The organism is Kitasatospora atroaurantiaca, assembly GCF_007828955.1.
Classification (GTDB): domain Bacteria; phylum Actinomycetota; class Actinomycetes; order Streptomycetales; family Streptomycetaceae; genus Kitasatospora; species Kitasatospora atroaurantiaca.
Genome location: NZ_VIVR01000001.1, coordinates 931,390 through 946,215, shown reverse-complemented (window position 1 = coordinate 946,215; position 14,826 = coordinate 931,390). Strand labels below are relative to the sequence as shown.

At 72.7% G+C, this 14,826-nt stretch carries 9 protein-coding genes; 5 read left to right on the top strand and 4 right to left on the bottom strand.

Features of this window, described 5'->3' with window-relative positions; translation table 11 throughout:
• Positions 1 to 6 precede the first annotated feature (6 nt).
• Positions 7 to 1,647 (top strand): glycoside hydrolase family 13 protein, encoded by a 1,641-nt coding sequence (locus FB465_RS04325; protein ID WP_145787737.1) that lies wholly within the window; start codon positions 7 to 9, stop codon positions 1,645 to 1,647.
• Positions 1,648 to 2,168: 521 nt separating this feature from the next.
• Positions 2,169 to 4,289, top strand: a complete 2,121-nt coding sequence (locus FB465_RS04320) for an alpha-galactosidase (protein WP_145787735.1) — start codon at positions 2,169 to 2,171, stop codon at positions 4,287 to 4,289.
• 21 nt (positions 4,290 to 4,310) lie between these two features.
• On the opposite strand, the gene FB465_RS04315 is transcribed toward FB465_RS04320, so the two are convergent.
• The 4 genes from FB465_RS04315 to FB465_RS04300 all read right to left on the bottom strand — a co-directional run bounded on the left by FB465_RS04315 (position 4,311) and on the right by FB465_RS04300 (position 12,576).
• Positions 4,311 to 5,927 (bottom strand): beta-N-acetylhexosaminidase, encoded by a 1,617-nt coding sequence (locus FB465_RS04315; protein ID WP_246192501.1) that lies wholly within the window; start codon positions 5,925 to 5,927, stop codon positions 4,311 to 4,313.
• A gap of 136 nt (positions 5,928 to 6,063) precedes the next feature.
• A complete protein-coding gene (locus FB465_RS04310) occupies positions 6,064 to 7,344 on the bottom strand; it encodes a geranylgeranyl reductase family protein (RefSeq protein WP_170290781.1) in 1,281 nt (426 codons plus the stop codon).
• A gap of 213 nt (positions 7,345 to 7,557) precedes the next feature.
• On the bottom strand, positions 7,558 to 8,211 hold the full coding sequence (locus FB465_RS04305) for a thiaminase II/PqqC family protein (protein WP_145787731.1): 654 nt from the start codon (positions 8,209 to 8,211) through the stop codon (positions 7,558 to 7,560).
• 48 nt (positions 8,212 to 8,259) lie between these two features.
• Complete coding sequence (locus FB465_RS04300) at positions 8,260 to 12,576, bottom strand: non-ribosomal peptide synthetase (protein ID WP_145787730.1); 4,317 nt, start codon at positions 12,574 to 12,576, stop codon at positions 8,260 to 8,262.
• A 149-nt stretch (positions 12,577 to 12,725) separates the two neighbouring features.
• Here FB465_RS04300 and FB465_RS04295 point away from each other — a divergent pair, with 149 nt between their 5' ends.
• The 3 genes from FB465_RS04295 (at position 12,726) to FB465_RS04285 (ending at position 14,740) form a co-directional block, all read left to right on the top strand.
• On the top strand, positions 12,726 to 13,511 hold the full coding sequence (locus tag FB465_RS04295; RefSeq protein ID WP_246192500.1) for an SDR family NAD(P)-dependent oxidoreductase: 786 nt from the start codon (positions 12,726 to 12,728) through the stop codon (positions 13,509 to 13,511).
• Positions 13,512 to 13,688: 177 nt separating this feature from the next.
• Complete coding sequence (locus FB465_RS04290) at positions 13,689 to 14,267, top strand: TerD family protein (RefSeq protein ID WP_145787727.1); 579 nt, start codon at positions 13,689 to 13,691, stop codon at positions 14,265 to 14,267.
• A 47-nt stretch (positions 14,268 to 14,314) separates the two neighbouring features.
• Positions 14,315 to 14,740 carry a VOC family protein gene (locus tag FB465_RS04285; protein ID WP_145787726.1) on the top strand — a complete coding sequence of 142 codons (426 nt, stop codon included), beginning with the start codon at positions 14,315 to 14,317 and terminating at the stop codon, positions 14,738 to 14,740.
• The last annotated feature ends 86 nt before the right edge of the window (positions 14,741 to 14,826 follow it).

The following is a 14,826-nucleotide window of genomic DNA, read 5'->3' as shown; positions in this document are numbered from 1 at the left end:
CCCCTCGTGCCGCTCTCCCGCACGGACGACTCCCGCACCGGATGGCTGCAGAACGCCGCTGTCTACCAGATCTACCCCCGCAGCTTCGCGGACGGCAACGGCGACGGCATCGGCGACCTGGCCGGGGTCCGCAGCAGGCTGCCGTACCTGGCCGACCTCGGCATCGACGCCGTCTGGTTCAGCCCCTGGTACACCTCCCCGATGGCCGACGGCGGTTACGACGTTGCCGACTACCGCGACATCGACCCCGTGTTCGGCACGCTCGCCGAGGCCGAGAAGCTCATCGAGGAGGCGCATGCCCTGGGCCTGCGCATCATCATCGACCTGGTGCCGAACCACTGCTCCAGCCGCCACCCCTGGTTCGCCCAGGCCCTGGCCGCCGGGCCCGGCTCGCCCGAGCGCGCCCGCTTCCACTTCCGCAGGGGCCGGGGCCGGCGGGGCGAACTCCCGCCCACCGACTGGCCTTCCCACTTCGGCGGACCGGCCTGGAGCAGGGTCGCGGACGGCGAGTGGTACCTGCACCTCTTCGCGCCCGAGCAGCCAGACTTCAACTGGGACCACCCCGAGGTCCGGGCCGAGTTCGAGGATGTGCTGCGGTTCTGGCTGGACCGGGGCATCGACGGCTTCCGCATCGACGTCGCCGACCACCTCGCCAAGTACCCAGGCCTGCCGGAGGTTTCGCACTACCCGGCCCGCAACGGGGACGACGTCCCCTGGGCCGACCAGGACGGCGTGCACGACATCTACCGCGCGTGGCGGGGCATCGCGGACTCGTACGAGGGTGAGCGGGTGTTCGTCGGCGAGATCTGGCTCGGCGACACCGAGCGGTTCTGCGCCTACCTGCGGCCGGACGAGCTGCATACCGCCTTCAACTTCCCCTTCCTGGGCGCCGCCTGGGACGCCGATGCCCTGCGCACGGTGATCGACCGAACCTTCGCCGACCACGCGCCGGTCGGCGCGATCCCCACCTGGGTGCTCTCCAACCACGACGTCATCCGGCATGTCACCCGCTACGGCCGCGCCGACACCCGGCACAGCTGGGCCCCGGTGACCGAGGGCGTCCCCGTCGACCTCGCCCTGGGCACCCGCCGAGCCCGCGCGGCCGCGCTGCTCACGCTCGCCCTGCCCGGGTGCACCTACCTCTACCAGGGCGAGGAGCTGGGCCTGGCCGAGGTCGAGGACATTCCCGCCGATCTGCTGCAGGACCCCAGGTGGCCGCGCTCCGGCTTCACGGACCGTGGGCGCGACGGTTGCCGGGTCCCGCTGCCCTGGGCCGGTGAGCGGGCGCCGTTCGGGTTCAGCCCCGTGGGCGCGACGGTGCCGCCCTGGCTGCCGCAGCCCGTCGCCTGGGCCGGGTTCACAGCTCAGGCCCAGCAGGGTGACCCTGGCTCCGTGCTGGAGCTGTACCGGGCCGCTCTGGCTCTTCGCCGGTCCGAACTGTCCCCTTCCGGCGACGAGTTCTGCTGGCTGTCGGCTCCCGTCGGCATGCTCGCCTTCACCCGGGGCCCGGGATTCACCTGTCTGGTCAACCTCGGTGCCGGCCCCGTCGCACTCCCCGACCATGCGGAGGTCCTGCTGGTCAGCGGCGCGCTCACCGACACCGGCCGACTGCCGGCGGACACCGCCGCATGGCTGCGAACCACCTGACGTCCGGGCCCCGACCGGTGGGAATGCGGGCCCCCTGGTCGGTCTCCGTGGCCGCCCTTCTGCGGTCCGGCACCGCGGCCGGCAGCTGAGCGCGGCGGGGGTCCTGGCGGGATCCGCGCCCGCCAGGACCCCGGCGCTTACGGGGTCAGCCGGTGAAGCCGGTGGTGATGGAGGTGAACTGCCAGTCGCTCTGGGCGATCCCGAAGCAGCCCTCCCGGAGCCCGCCGCCGGCGCAGCCGCGGTCACGGTTGACGGACCAGAGCACGGGACCTCCGGTGGGGGAAGAGGAGAGGTGAAAGCGCAGGGGGAGAGAGGTCGCTGGTAGGTCGTCAGCAGGACCACGGGTGACTGGCCGGGAACCTATGCTCTGGGTTCGGTCGCAGTCAACAGGTCTGGACCACAGCCCGTTCCGAAGCCCGGGCCGAGCCGCGGGCGGGCGCAGAGCGTTGCGTCCGGATCTGTTGAGTACCTAGAGTTCGGGTGGTTGATTCTGGGGGATTCCGTCGAGAAATGAGCGGTCGATGGTCGAGTCGCAGGTCGTCGTACTGTCAGCGGACGGCGTTGCTCTGGTGCTGGACGTCACCGGCCCCGGACTGCCCCGGGTGCTGCACTGGGGCGCCGACCTGGGCGTCCCGGCCGAGGACGGGGCACAGGCCTTCGCCGCGCTGGACGACGCCCGGCCGTCGGCGCCCCGGAGGCTGATTCCCTTTCAGGGTGAGGGCTGGTTCGGGCGGCCCGCACTGGCGGGCCACCGCGACGGCGCCGTGCGGCCGCCGCGCTTCGCACTGTCAGAGCCGGTGTCCGTACGGGCGCGGGCCGGGGCGGGCGGCACGGTCGAGGTCCGGGCCGCGGACCCCGGGGCCGGGCTCGAACTTCACTGCACCGTCGAGCTGACGCCGGAGGGCGTGGCGCGCATCCGGCACACCGTCACCAACACCGCTCCCACCCCCTATACCCTCGACGGGCTCGCCTGCCTGCTGCCGATTCCCGCGCACGCCACCGAGCTCCTCGACTTCGCCGGACGCTGGGCGCGCGAGCGCTCGCCGCAGCGCGCGCCGCTTCGGCACGGCCTCTGGTCCCGGGAGAGCCGCCGCGGCCGCACCGGGTTCGACGCCGGTCTGCTGATCGCCGGCACCGAGGGCTTCGGCTTCCGGCGCGGCGAGGTGTGGGGCGTGCACACCGCCTGGAGCGGCAACCACGTCCAGTACGCCGAACGGTCGGCCGGCGGTCACCCGGTCATCGGTGGCGGTGAGTTGCTCGAAGCCGGTGAGATCCGCCTGGCCGAGGGCGAGTCCTACCGGGCCCCCTGGGTCCACTTCGGCACCTCCGACGCGGGACTCGACGGCCTCAGCCGTCGGTTCCATCGCCTCCTTCGCGCACGACCGCAGCATCCCAGGACCCCGCGCCCCGTCACCCTCAACATCTGGGAGGCGGTGTACTTCGACCACTCGCCCGAGAAGCTGCTCGGCCTGGCGGACACCGCCGCCTCCGTCGGCGTCGAACGGTTCGTCGTGGACGACGGGTGGTTCCGCCACCGGCGCCACGACCGGGCCGGCCTCGGCGACTGGTACGTGGACGAGACCGTCTGGCCCGAGGGCCTGCACGCCCTCGCCGAGCGGGTCCACGGCCACGGCATGCAGTTCGGCCTCTGGTTCGAACCCGAGATGGCCAACCCCGACTCGGACCTGCTGCGCGCTCACCCGGACTGGCTTCTCGCCGACCCCGAGCGGCTGCCCTACGAGTCCCGCAACCAGCAGGTGCTGGACGTCGCCCGGCCCGAGGCCTTCGCCTACCTGCTGGAGCGGATCAGCACGCTCATCGGCGAGTACGGCATCGACTACCTGAAGTGGGATCACAACCGAGACCTGGCGGACGCCGTGCACGACGGGCGGCCGGGCGTGCACGCGCAGACGCTCGCCGTCTACCGGCTGATCGACGAACTGCGTTCCCTGCACCCGGGTCTGGAGATCGAGTCCTGCTCCTCCGGCGGAGCGCGGGTGGACCTCGGAATCCTCGAACGCACCGACCGCATCTGGGGATCCGACAACATCGACCCCCTCGAACGACAGGCCATTCAGCGCTGGACCGGGCTGCTCGTCCCCCACGAGCTGATCGGCTCGCACGTCGGAGCCTCGCCCGCGCACATCAGCGGTCGCGCGTCCGAACTCGCCTTCCGCTGCGCCACCGCGCTCTTCGGCCACGCCGGGATCGAGGCCGACGTCAGCACCTGGCCGGAGCAGGACCGGGCCGCGCTCCGAGCGTGGATCGCCTCGTACAAGCGGCTGCGCCCGCTGCTGCACGGCGGGGACACCGTCCGCGTCGACCACCCGGACCAGGCGGCCTGGGTGCACGGCGTCGTCTCGGCCGATCGCGCGCACGCGGTCTTCGCGTACGTCCAGCTGGACACCTCGGTCTCCGAGGCGGGGGCGCCGATCCGGTTCGCGGGCCTCGACCCCGACGCGCGCTACGCGCTGACGGTTCTGCCGGAGCTCTCCGCTCCCGAGGCTTCCTGGCCGCTGTGGGCGCGCCGGGAGCCCGTGCCGCTCCCGGGCCGGTTCCTCTCCGAGGCCGGGGTGGCGGCGCCGGACCTGGTCGACCGGCCGGGGCAGGCTCTGGTGGTCGAACTGCGAGCTGCCGGGTGAAGCCGGTTCGGTGCTCCGGGATCACCGGGGCCAGTCGATCTCGGGGACCTTGGTGTACGCGAGCTGCTGGGCGTCCCAGCGGGGCGCCTGCGCGGCGAGGCGCGGCCGGAAGTCCTCCCAGGAGCGGGCAGCCTGCGGCGACCACGCCACCTCGGCGAGTGCGGGCAGCCTGGGCAGCAGCATGCTCTGCAGGTCCTGCGGCGTGGCCAGCGTCTCGGTCCAGACCGGGGCCTCGACTCCCGTCACCGCCGCGCCCGGAAGCCCTGCCAGGTAGGTGTCGGGATCCCAGGAGTACGCCTTCTCCACGCTGAGGTAACCGGCCCAGTGCAGGCCGAGCCGGGTCGACTCGTCGTACTTCTGGTCCAGGTAGGCGTGGTCGGCGGGGGACATCACCAGCTTCGTACCGCCCCTCGCCGCCTCCTCCAGGTTCGTCCGGAGCTGCGGCGGCAGCTGGGCCAGCGGCTGCCAGACCTCCAGCACGGCGGGGCCCTGCCGTCCGGCGGCCGCGCCGTCGTCCCAGCTCATCGGCTGCTTGCCGTGAGCCCGGACGGTGGCCGAGGCCTGGCTCATGAACCGGGCGTACGAGGCCGCGTCGACGGCTCCGGCCTCGTCCCCGCCGATGTCGAGGTAGGGGCCGGGGGTGAGCTCCGCGAGCCTGCCGATCACCTGGTCCACGAAGGCGCGCGTGCGCTCCGAGGTCGGGCAGACGCGGCTGAAGCCGACATCAATGCCGGTGAAGAGCTGGGCGGGCCGGTCCCCGGGGCAGCCCAGTTCGGGGTACGACGCCAGGGCGGCGGTGGTGTGGCCGGGGAGGTCGACCTCCGGGACGACGGTGATGTGGCGCGCCGCCGCGTAGGCGGTGATCGCCCGGTAGTCGTCCGCGGTGTAGAAACCGCCGGCGCCCCCGCCGACCTGGGTGGATCCGCCGACCGAGGTCAGCTTGGGCCAGCCCGCGATCGCGATTCGCCAACCCTGATCATCCGTCAGGTGGAGGTGGAGGTGGTTGAACTTGTACTGGGCCAGCAGATCGACGTACTGCTCCACCGCCGCGACCGGGAAGAAGTGCCGCGCCACATCCAGCATCCCGCCCCGGTAGGCGTAGCGCGGGCGGTCGGTGATCGTCAGGGACGGCACGGTCCCGGTCCCCGACACCGGCAGCAGCTGACGCAGCGTCTGCACGCCGTGGAACAGCCCTGCCGCGCTCGCCGCCGTGATCGTGACCCCGTCCGCTGCGGAGCTCAGGCGGTACCCCTCCTCGCCGGTGTCCGCAGCGGAGTCCAGCCGCAGCACCACACCCCCGTTGCCGGACTGCTCGACAGGCAGCGTCAGCCCCGTCGACGTGTGCAGCAGCGCTGCCAGCTGACCCGCGACCGTGGCCGCCTCGGGGCCGCCCTCGGCTCGCAACACCGTCGCGCCGGTCAGTGGGTACCCGGCGCCGCTGCCGCGCACCAGCTGCGACGGCGCCGGCACCAGCGAGATCGCCGCAGGTGCGGCGGGCGGCGGCACAGAGGGGGAAGCGGAGACAGAAGGGCTGGACTCCTGCGGTGCCGCCGGAGGGGTGGCGCCGGAGGAACACCCGACCGCCAGCCCCAGTGCGAGCATCGCCGCCGCAGCGGCGACTCCAGCTGCGTGCGCCATCGCAACCAACCCCTGACTGTTGGATCACGCACCATGCTCCCACTTGGTCTGGACCATCTCAAGCATCGCGGCCGAGGCTGACCGCCTGTGAGACTGCCCAGTCGACACGCCGTAGCCGTACCAGCCGGCCGGACGGTCAGGACCTGGGGGCCAGCCTGGTCAGGGCGTTGATGATGCGGTCCGCTGCATCACCGGCGCGGGGCTCGGAGAGGTTCACCATCAGCTTGAAGACGAACTTCATCAGGGTGGGGTGGGCCAGACCGTGGTCCGCCCCGAGCTTCAGCACCCGCTGGTTTCCCATCACCCGGACGAAGGAGCGGCCCAGGGTGAAGTGGCCGCCGTAGGAGTCCCTGAGGATCCGCGGGTAGCTCTGCAGGGCCCGCTCCCGGCCCGCCGGAGTGATCCGGGCGAGCGCCTGCACGATGACGTCGGCGGCGATCCGGCCTGACTCCATGGCGTAGGCGATGCCCTCACCGGTGGAGGGGCTGACCATCCCGGCGGCGTCGCCGACCAGCAACAGGCCGTCGGCGTAGTGCGGTTGCCGGTTGAGGGCCATCGGCAGCGCCGCGCCTCTGATCGGCATGGTCATGTTCGCCGGCGTGAAGCCGTACTCCGCCGGCATCCCGGCGCACCAGGTCCTGAGCAGCTCGCGCCAGTCCAGCTCGCCGCCCGCCGTACTCGTGTCGAGCACGCCGAGCCCCACATTGCTGGTGCCGTCGCCCATGCCGAACACCCAGCCGTAGCCGGACAGCAGTCGTCGCTTCCCGTCGCGGTGGTCCGAGAGGTCCATCCACGCCTCGAGGTACCTGTCGTCGTGCCGGGGGCTGGTGAAGTACGTCCGGTACGCGACGCCCATCGGGCGGTCCTGGCGGCGGTGGCGGCCCATCGACAGGGACAGTCGGGTGGAGTTGCCGTCGGCCGCCACCACCAGCGGGGCCGTGAAGGTGACCGGTCGCTTCTCGTCGCCGAGCCGCGCGGTGACGCCGGTGATCCGGCCGGTACGGCTGTCCAGCACGGGGCCGGACACATTGGCCTGCTCGAAGAGCCGGACGCCGACCGACTGGCCCTGGCGGACGAGCAGTTCGTCGAAGTCGGCCCGCCGGCGGACGGCGCCGAAGTCCGGGAAAGCCGCCAGCTCGGGCCAGTCCAGCTCCAGCCCCGACCCGCCGCTGACGATCCGCAGGCCCTTGTTGTGCAGCCAGCCGGCGCTCTCGGACACGTCGATTCCCATGTCCACCAGCTGCTTGACCGCGCGAGGGGTCAGCCCGTCCCCGCAGACCTTCTCCCGGGGGAAGGCCGCCTTCTCCAGCAGCAGGACGTCCAGGCCCGTGCGGGCCAGGTGGTACGCCGTGGTGGAGCCGGCCGGTCCGGCGCCCACCACGATCACGTCGGCGCTGCTCTCGCAGGGGCCGGTCACCTCGGCTTCGGAGGCTGCGGTCTCGGTCACGATCGGCGCTCCTGGTTTTCGCCCGGACACGTACAGGAAGGGGTGGCTCCCTGCCCAGGATCGCGGCGCGTGCACCGGCAAACAGCCTGGCAGCAGGGCAATGTGACGCTGAGTAAGATCAAATCGATTCAGCGTAGGAGGACCCGTGGAGTGTGTCAACCGGTCCCCCGGGAGCGGCCCGGGTCACCGGACCGCCTCCCAGAAGGCGGCCTCGTAGGCCTGCATCATCCGGGCCGCCCGCAGCGCCGCCACCGGGTCCTCGCCGTCGTCCAGCCCCTCCTGCAGCACGGCCAACGCGGTCTCCTCGAAGCCGGGCGGAAGCTCGGAGAAGAAGGTGAAGAAGGCGGTCCCCGCAGCGGTCAGGCCGTAGTGCCGGGGGAGGGCCGCCGCCATCCGGGCGCAGTACCCGCCCCAGAAACCGAAGTTGGCCAACAGCGCCAGCATGATCTCGCTACGGGTGCCGAACTGGGCCAGCCAGGCCAGGTGGTGGGGGTACGACTGGGCGGCCGGGTGCGGCTCGTACGCGGCCAGGGCCGCCGCATCGAGGCCGACCTCGGCGGCGAAGTCGGCAAGGAGCCCGAGGGCCTGGCCCTCCCCTTCGGCCAGGCCCAGGAACAGGCCGCCGGCCGGCTCCCGGTCGCCGAGGCGGGCCGCCATCAGCGCGAAACTGCGGCGGTCGCTCCGCACGAGCCGGTACTCCTCACCGGCGATCCGGCGCAGTGCCTCGACGGGCGCGTCACCCGACTCGACCAGCTCGACGGTGGGGTTCCGGGCGGCGGCGGGTGCGAGTTCGGCGGTGATGCGGGCGTACAGCTCCTGCGCAGAGGGGCGATCCATGGCCCACCTCCGGGACGGGGTGCGGGTGTCGGACGTTCAGACACGAACTTATCCTGAGTCCCCGCCAGGGTGGGGGAACGTGCGCCTTTCGCGGTTCGGGGGAGGCAGGAAACCCGTGGCGACGCAGTGGTCGAGGTAGCGGTGGATCAGGCGGCGGTCGACGGGCGGGCAGTGGATGCCGCTGTCCGCCAGGGCGCGGGCCGGCTCGCCGGTGGGGATCCGGCCGCTGCCGGTGTGGAGCCCGTGGAGCGGTCCGAGATCGAGGAGCGAGAGGGCCACCTGGTCCGCCTCGTCCGCCTCGTCCGCCGCCGTACCCTCCGGCGCTCGCCGCTCGAACGAGAAGCCGTAGTCGGTCACCCATCGGACGACGTCGGACAGGCGGGTGGCGGCGTGCGGTGCGAGGTCGAACACGCCGTCCGTACCGGCGGAGGAGAGGTGGACGACGGCGCGGGCGACGTAGTCCGCCGGGGTCCACACCTCCGCGACGTCCAGCGCGTCCGGGGCGGGCAGTGCGCCGGTGCGGATGGCGGCGCGCAGGAGCCTCCAGAAGACGTCCGATTCGTTCACGGAGGCCGTGGCAGGAGGGCCGGTGACCCTGCCGAGGCGGTAGACGGTGACGGGCAGTCCACGTGTGGCCGCCTGTTCCACGAGACGTTCGGCCGCCCACTTGCTCTGCAGGTAGCCGCTCGGAAGGCCGGTGTCCTGTGCGGAGAGCGCGAGGGTCGAGAGGTGGTGGAAGCTGCTCGGACGCCCGGTGGCGGCCAGCCGGAGGAGCTCCTCCGTGCCGGAGACGTTGGCGGCCCGCATGCTCCGGTAGCTGCGCGCCATGCTCACCGCGGCCGCGCTGTGGTAGATCGCGTCGCACTCCTCGGCCAGTTCGTCCCAGCTCACCGGGTCGAGGCCGAGACCGGGGCGGGTCAGGTCGCTCGGAAGGGCCTGGACGCGGTCGTGCCACTGCCCGAGGCCCAGCCGGTGGTCCGTCAGGGCCTGCCGGATCCGGCGCAGGCCGTGCTCCGGGGTGGCCGACCGGACGGCGCAGACGATCCGGGCGTCGGTACGGGCGAGCAGCTCGTGCAGCAGGTGGGCGCCGACGTAGCCGGTGGCGCCGGTGAGCAGCACGCAGCGAGCGGGGCCCTGCCGTCGCGCGGCGGACGTCGCCGGCGCCACGTCCGGGTGCAGCACGGCGTCGGCTCGAAGCTCGGCGGGCACGGAAGCGGCGGGCACGGAAGCGAACGGCTGCTCCCCGTCCCGCAGCACCTCGGCCAGGGCGGCGGCCGTCGGGTGCCGGAAGACCGTGTGGGCAGGGATGTCGCGGCCGAGCCGGATCCCGAGGCGGTGGGCGGCCTGGAGGGTCTGCAGTGAATGGCCGCCGAGGTCGAAGAAGTCGTCGTGGACGGAGAGTCCCGGGACACCGAGCACCTCCTCCCAGACCGCCAGCACAAGCCGTTCCAGCTCCCCGGCGGCCACCGACGACGGGGCGGCACGGGCGGGAAGAGCCCGGCGGTCGAGCTTTCCCGTGCCGGTTCGGGGCAGGGGAGAAGTGAGTACGACGACGGCGGGGACGGCTGCCGCCGGGAGGATGCCGCTCAGATGGTGCCGGAGCTCGCCCGCCGTGGGCTCGCCGGGTGGCTCGCCGACGACGTAGGCCGTCAGCCGTTTGGTCCCGTCCGCGAGTTCCTGCCCGACGACTGCGGCTTCCCGTACGCGCGGATGGCCCAGCAGGGCGTTCTCCACGTCGGCGGGGTGCACCCGGTGGCCGCTGGTCTTGAGCTCCTCGTCCACCCGGCCGAGGAACACCAGCCGGCCGTCGTCCCGGCGGCGGACCAGGTCGCCCGTGCGGTACGCGCGGGGGCGTCCGGGCAGGTGGTCCAGGAGGACGAACCGGCGGGCGGTCAGCTCGGTGTCTCCCAGGTAGCCGGTGGCCAGACCGCCGCCCATCAAGTGCAGTTCGCCCGCCGCTCCCGCTCGGACGGGGCGTCCGGCGCCGTCCAGGACAGCCGCGCGTACGCCGGGCAGGGGGCGCCCGATCGGGGTCCTTGGCGCATCCGTCCTGCTCGGCGCGACACTGCCGTCGCCGTGCAGCACCGCGCAGGTCGCCACCACGGTGGCCTCGGTCGGGCCGTAGGTGTTGAGCAGCCGGACCTGCGGGCCGACCTGCCGTCGCCACTGCCGCACCCGCTCCGGTGCGGCGGCCTCCCCGCCGATGATGACGGTGTGCACGCTCGCGGGCAGAGCGGCCGCGCCGGTGTGCAGGCTCAGGGCGACCTCGTGCCAGAGCGCGGTGGGCAGGTCGAGGACGGTGATGCGCAGATCGTCGCAGGCGGTCAGGAACCCGGGTACGGATCGGAGCATCTCCTCGGTGCGTACCACCAGGGTCGCGCCCGCACTCAGGGTCAGGAAGATCTCCTCGACGCTGGTGTCGAAGTGCAGCGGCGCGAACTGCAGCACCCGGTCCCGGGGGCCGATGCGGTAGACCTGCGAGGCCGAGGCGGCGAAGTGGGCCAGTGCGCCGTGGCCGACCACCACGCCGTTGGGACGGCCGGTCGACCCCGAGGTGTACTGGACGTACGCGGGATCTTCGTCCCGAGGCGGAGCAGCGGCACCGGGGTGATGGCTCGTCAGTTCGGCTCGGTCCAGCAGCAGTACCGTGGCCGGGCTCGTGGCCGGCACGCGGTTCCGGTACTCCGCCGTGGTCACCAGCAAGCTGGGCCGCGCGCGGGTGAGGACGGTGTCGTTGCGCGCCGGCGGTCCGTCCGGATCAAGCGGCAGATAGCCCGCTCCCGCCAGCAGCACGCCGAGCAGGACGGCGGCCGCCTCGGCGCCGCGCGGCAGCAGGACCGCGACCAGGCGGCCCGGCCCGGCTCCGTGCACGATGAGCCGGTCCGCCAGCTGCCGGGCGTCCTCGGCCAGTTGGCGGTAGGTGATCCGCTGGTCCCGGTACTCCACTGCCACCGCGTCCGGGCGGGTGCTCGCCTGATCGAGTATCAGCTCGCTCACCGGACGGGCCTCGACGGGCAGTGGGCCTCCGTCCAGGACGGGCGTGCGGGCCGGCTCCCGGCGGTTGCGGTGGATCGCCTCGCCGGGCGTGGACACGGCTCGCGCCAGCAGATCGGAGAACTCCGCCAGCCGCGTGGAGAGTTCCTCGGCGCCGTACAGCTGAGGGTTCGCGCTGAACTCCAGGCGTATGCCGCCACCGCGAGTGCCGCTGTGGACACCGACCGACAGGTCCTCGACCGGCCCCGGCGAGATGGTGTGCCCGACGGCCGGGCGTCCGGCGAAGGTCAGCCGGTTCTCGAACGGCATGAGGTTGACGACCGGGCCGAGGAGTCTGCGTTCGCCGCCGAGCAGCTGCAGGTCGCGGCGCAACTGCTCGTGGCGGTACCGCTGATGGGGTCCGGCCTGCCGGAGCTGGTGGGCGGTGTGCGTGGCGAGTTCCCGCAGGGTGCTCGCCGGGCCGACGGGTATGCGCAGCGGCAGGATGTTCATCTGCATGCAGGGGGTGTGCCGGGAGACCGAGCCGAGCCGCCCGGCGATCGGGAGGCCGAGCACGATCTCGGGTGCGCCGGTGTGCCTGTGCAGGTAGGCCGCGGTGGCGGCGAGGAGCAGGGCGGGCCGGGTGGTGCCGGTGGCCCGGGCGGCGGCGGCCAGTGCCTCCCCGACGCGCAGCGGGAGTTGGACCGATTCCCGGACGGGAGTGCCGGAGGCCCGAGCGGCTCGCCCCGCGATACTCACGGGCACCGGACGGTCTCTGAAGCGGGCCGTCCAGAAGGCCCGGTCCCGTTCGAAGTCCTGCGAGGTGCGGTAGGCCGCGTCCTCGTCGAGGACCGCCTGCAGCGGCCCGAACGCGCGACCGGCCCAGCCTGCGCCGTCGACCAGGGCCGTGTACAGCGCGGCGACCCTGCGGATCAGCATCACGAGGCCGAAGCCGTCCAGCGCGATGTGGTGGACGCGCTGGTACCAGAAGTGCCGGTCGCCGCCCGCGTGGAAGAGCGCCTGGGCGAACAGCCGGCCGCCCGTCAGATCCGCCGGAACCGCCAGATCGGCGCGCATCCACCGCTCGGCCGCCGCCCACGGGTCGGCCTCGGCGCTGACGTCGACCACCTGGAGCGCCCAGTCCTGCGAGACCTCGACGGTCGACCGGGCGCCGGTGCCGTCCTGGTCGGCGGTGTACCGGCAGTGCAGCGACTCGGCCTCGGTGACCGCCGTACGCAGTGCGCGCTCGAAGATCACCACGTCGAGCGGCCCGGCGATCTCGACGCACTGGCCGAGGTTGTAGAGCGGATCCTGCGGCACCAGCTGCTGCCCGGACCAGACACCGTACTGGGCCGCCGACGGCTGCCGGGCTCGGCCGGGGCTGACGGTCATCAGGGCGACTCCGGCCGTACGACGGGGACGGGGGCGGGTGGTGGCGCGCACATGCTATCCGCGGGAGGTCCGCCTCGCGTGGCGCCCGGACGTCCGGTCGCCGCAGTGTGACGATGGGCGTCGGCGACTGCGGCGGGAGAGCGGTGAGGGTGAGTACTGAAGTGGGTGTCCGGGCAGGGCGGGTGAGCGGCAGGGCGACCGTCGTGACGGGTGCGGCGAAGGGGATCGGCCGGGCCGTGGCACGGCTGTTCGCGGCCGAGGGCGCCCGGCTGGTGCTGACCGACGTGGACGAGACCGGCCTCGCCGCGCTGCGGGCCGAGTTGGAGTCGGCCGGCGCGCAGGTCCGGGTGGTCGTCGGTGATGTGTCGGTGGCCGCCGACGCCCGTCGGATGGTACAGGCCTCGGTGGAGGCCTACGGCCGGATCGACACCCTGGTGGCCAACGCGGGCATCATCCCGCTGCAGACCGTCGTGGAGGCGACACCCGAGGATTGGGACCAGGTCATGGCCGTGGACGGCCGCGGGATGTTCCTCACCTGCAAGTACGCCATCGAGGAGATGACCCGCACCGGCGGTGGCTCCATCGTCTGCCTCTCCTCGGTCTCGGGACTCGCCGGCCAGGCCGGCCAGGCGGCGTACGGCCCGGCCAAGTTCGTGGCGACGGGGCTGACCAAGCACCTGGCCGTGGAGTGGGCCGCCCACGGCATCCGGGTCAACGCCGTCGCGCCCGGCACCATCAGGACCGATCGCGTCCGGCAGCTGGTGGACGAGCCCGGCGGGCCCGAGTACCTGGACGCGATCGTGCTCCGGCACCCGCTCGGGCGTCTCGGCGAGCCCGAGGAGGTGGCCAACGCGATTCTCTTCCTGGCGTCGGACGAGGCCTCCTTCGTCACCGGCGCGGTCCTACCGGTCGACGGCGGCTACCTGGCGCAGTAAGAGGCTCCGTCAGTAGGGGTGTCCCAGGGGTGCCCCCGCGAGCCCCTGTGGTTGGCCTTGGCCGGCTGACCCCGTGTCACGCCGGAGGCGGCCCCGGACGGTGACGGATTCTCGGGTTCTCTACACTGCTGTAGATTCAATGGCTCGAAGAGCTGAAATGAACCTCGGGAGGACATCGTGGGAGTCTCGCTGGCCAAGGGCGGCAACGTCTCGCTGAGCAAGGAGGCGCCCGGGCTGACCGCCGTCATCGTCGGCCTCGGCTGGGACGTGCGCTCGACGACCGGTGCCGATTTCGACCTCGACGCCAGCGCTCTGCTGTGCAACGAGGGCGGCCGGGTCGTTTCCGACCAGCACTTCGTCTTCTTCAACAACCTCAGCAGCCCCGAGGGTTCGGTCGAGCACAGCGGCGACAACCTCACCGGCGGTGGCGACGGCGACGACGAGCAGATCAAGGTCGACCTCGTGGCCGTCCCGGCGGAGGTGTCCAAGATCGTCTTCCCGGTCTCCATCTACGACGCCGACAGCCGCCTGCAGAACTTCGGCCAGGTCCGCAACGCCTTCATCCGTGTCGTCAACCAGGCCGACGGCAGCGAGATCGCCCGCTACGACCTGTCCGAGGACGCCTCCAGCGAGACCGCGATGGTCTTCGGCGAGCTGTACCGCAACGGCGCGGACTGGAAGTTCCGCGCCATCGGCCAGGGCTACGCGTCCGGCCTCCGGGGCATCGCCCTGGACTACGGCGTCAACGTCGGCTGACCGGCGCGCCACGCGCCTCGCGGCGGGTCCCGGCCGATACTGGTGCGATGGACGACACGACACCCGCACCGCAGGTGTGGCCCAGCCTGCGGGCTGAGAATGCCCGCGCGCTGATCAGGTTTCTGGTCGACGCCTTCGGTTTCGAGGAGACCGTGGTCTACGGGGAGGGCGACCGCGTGGACCACGCCCAGCTGGACTGGCCCGAAGGCGGCGGGATCATGCTGGGCTCGGTGAAGAAGGACGCCCAGGGCGACCTCTCCCCGCTCCGCCCCGGGACCTTCGCCGCTTACGTGGTCACCGCCCGTCCCGACGAGCTGTGCACCCGGGCGAAGGCCGCCGGCGCGGAGATCATCGCCGAGCCGCACGACACCGAGTACGGATCGAGGGACTTCGCCGCCCGTGATCCCGAGGGCAACGGCTGGTACTTCGGTACCTACCCCGGAGCGCCCCGCAAGGCTGCCGCCGGATCCTGAGCCGGCTGCGGCATCGTCCGCCGACGGCCTCCCGGCCCCGACCGGGCGGTCGGGGCCGGGAGGCCGTCCCGCTCCGGGTGCGCGCC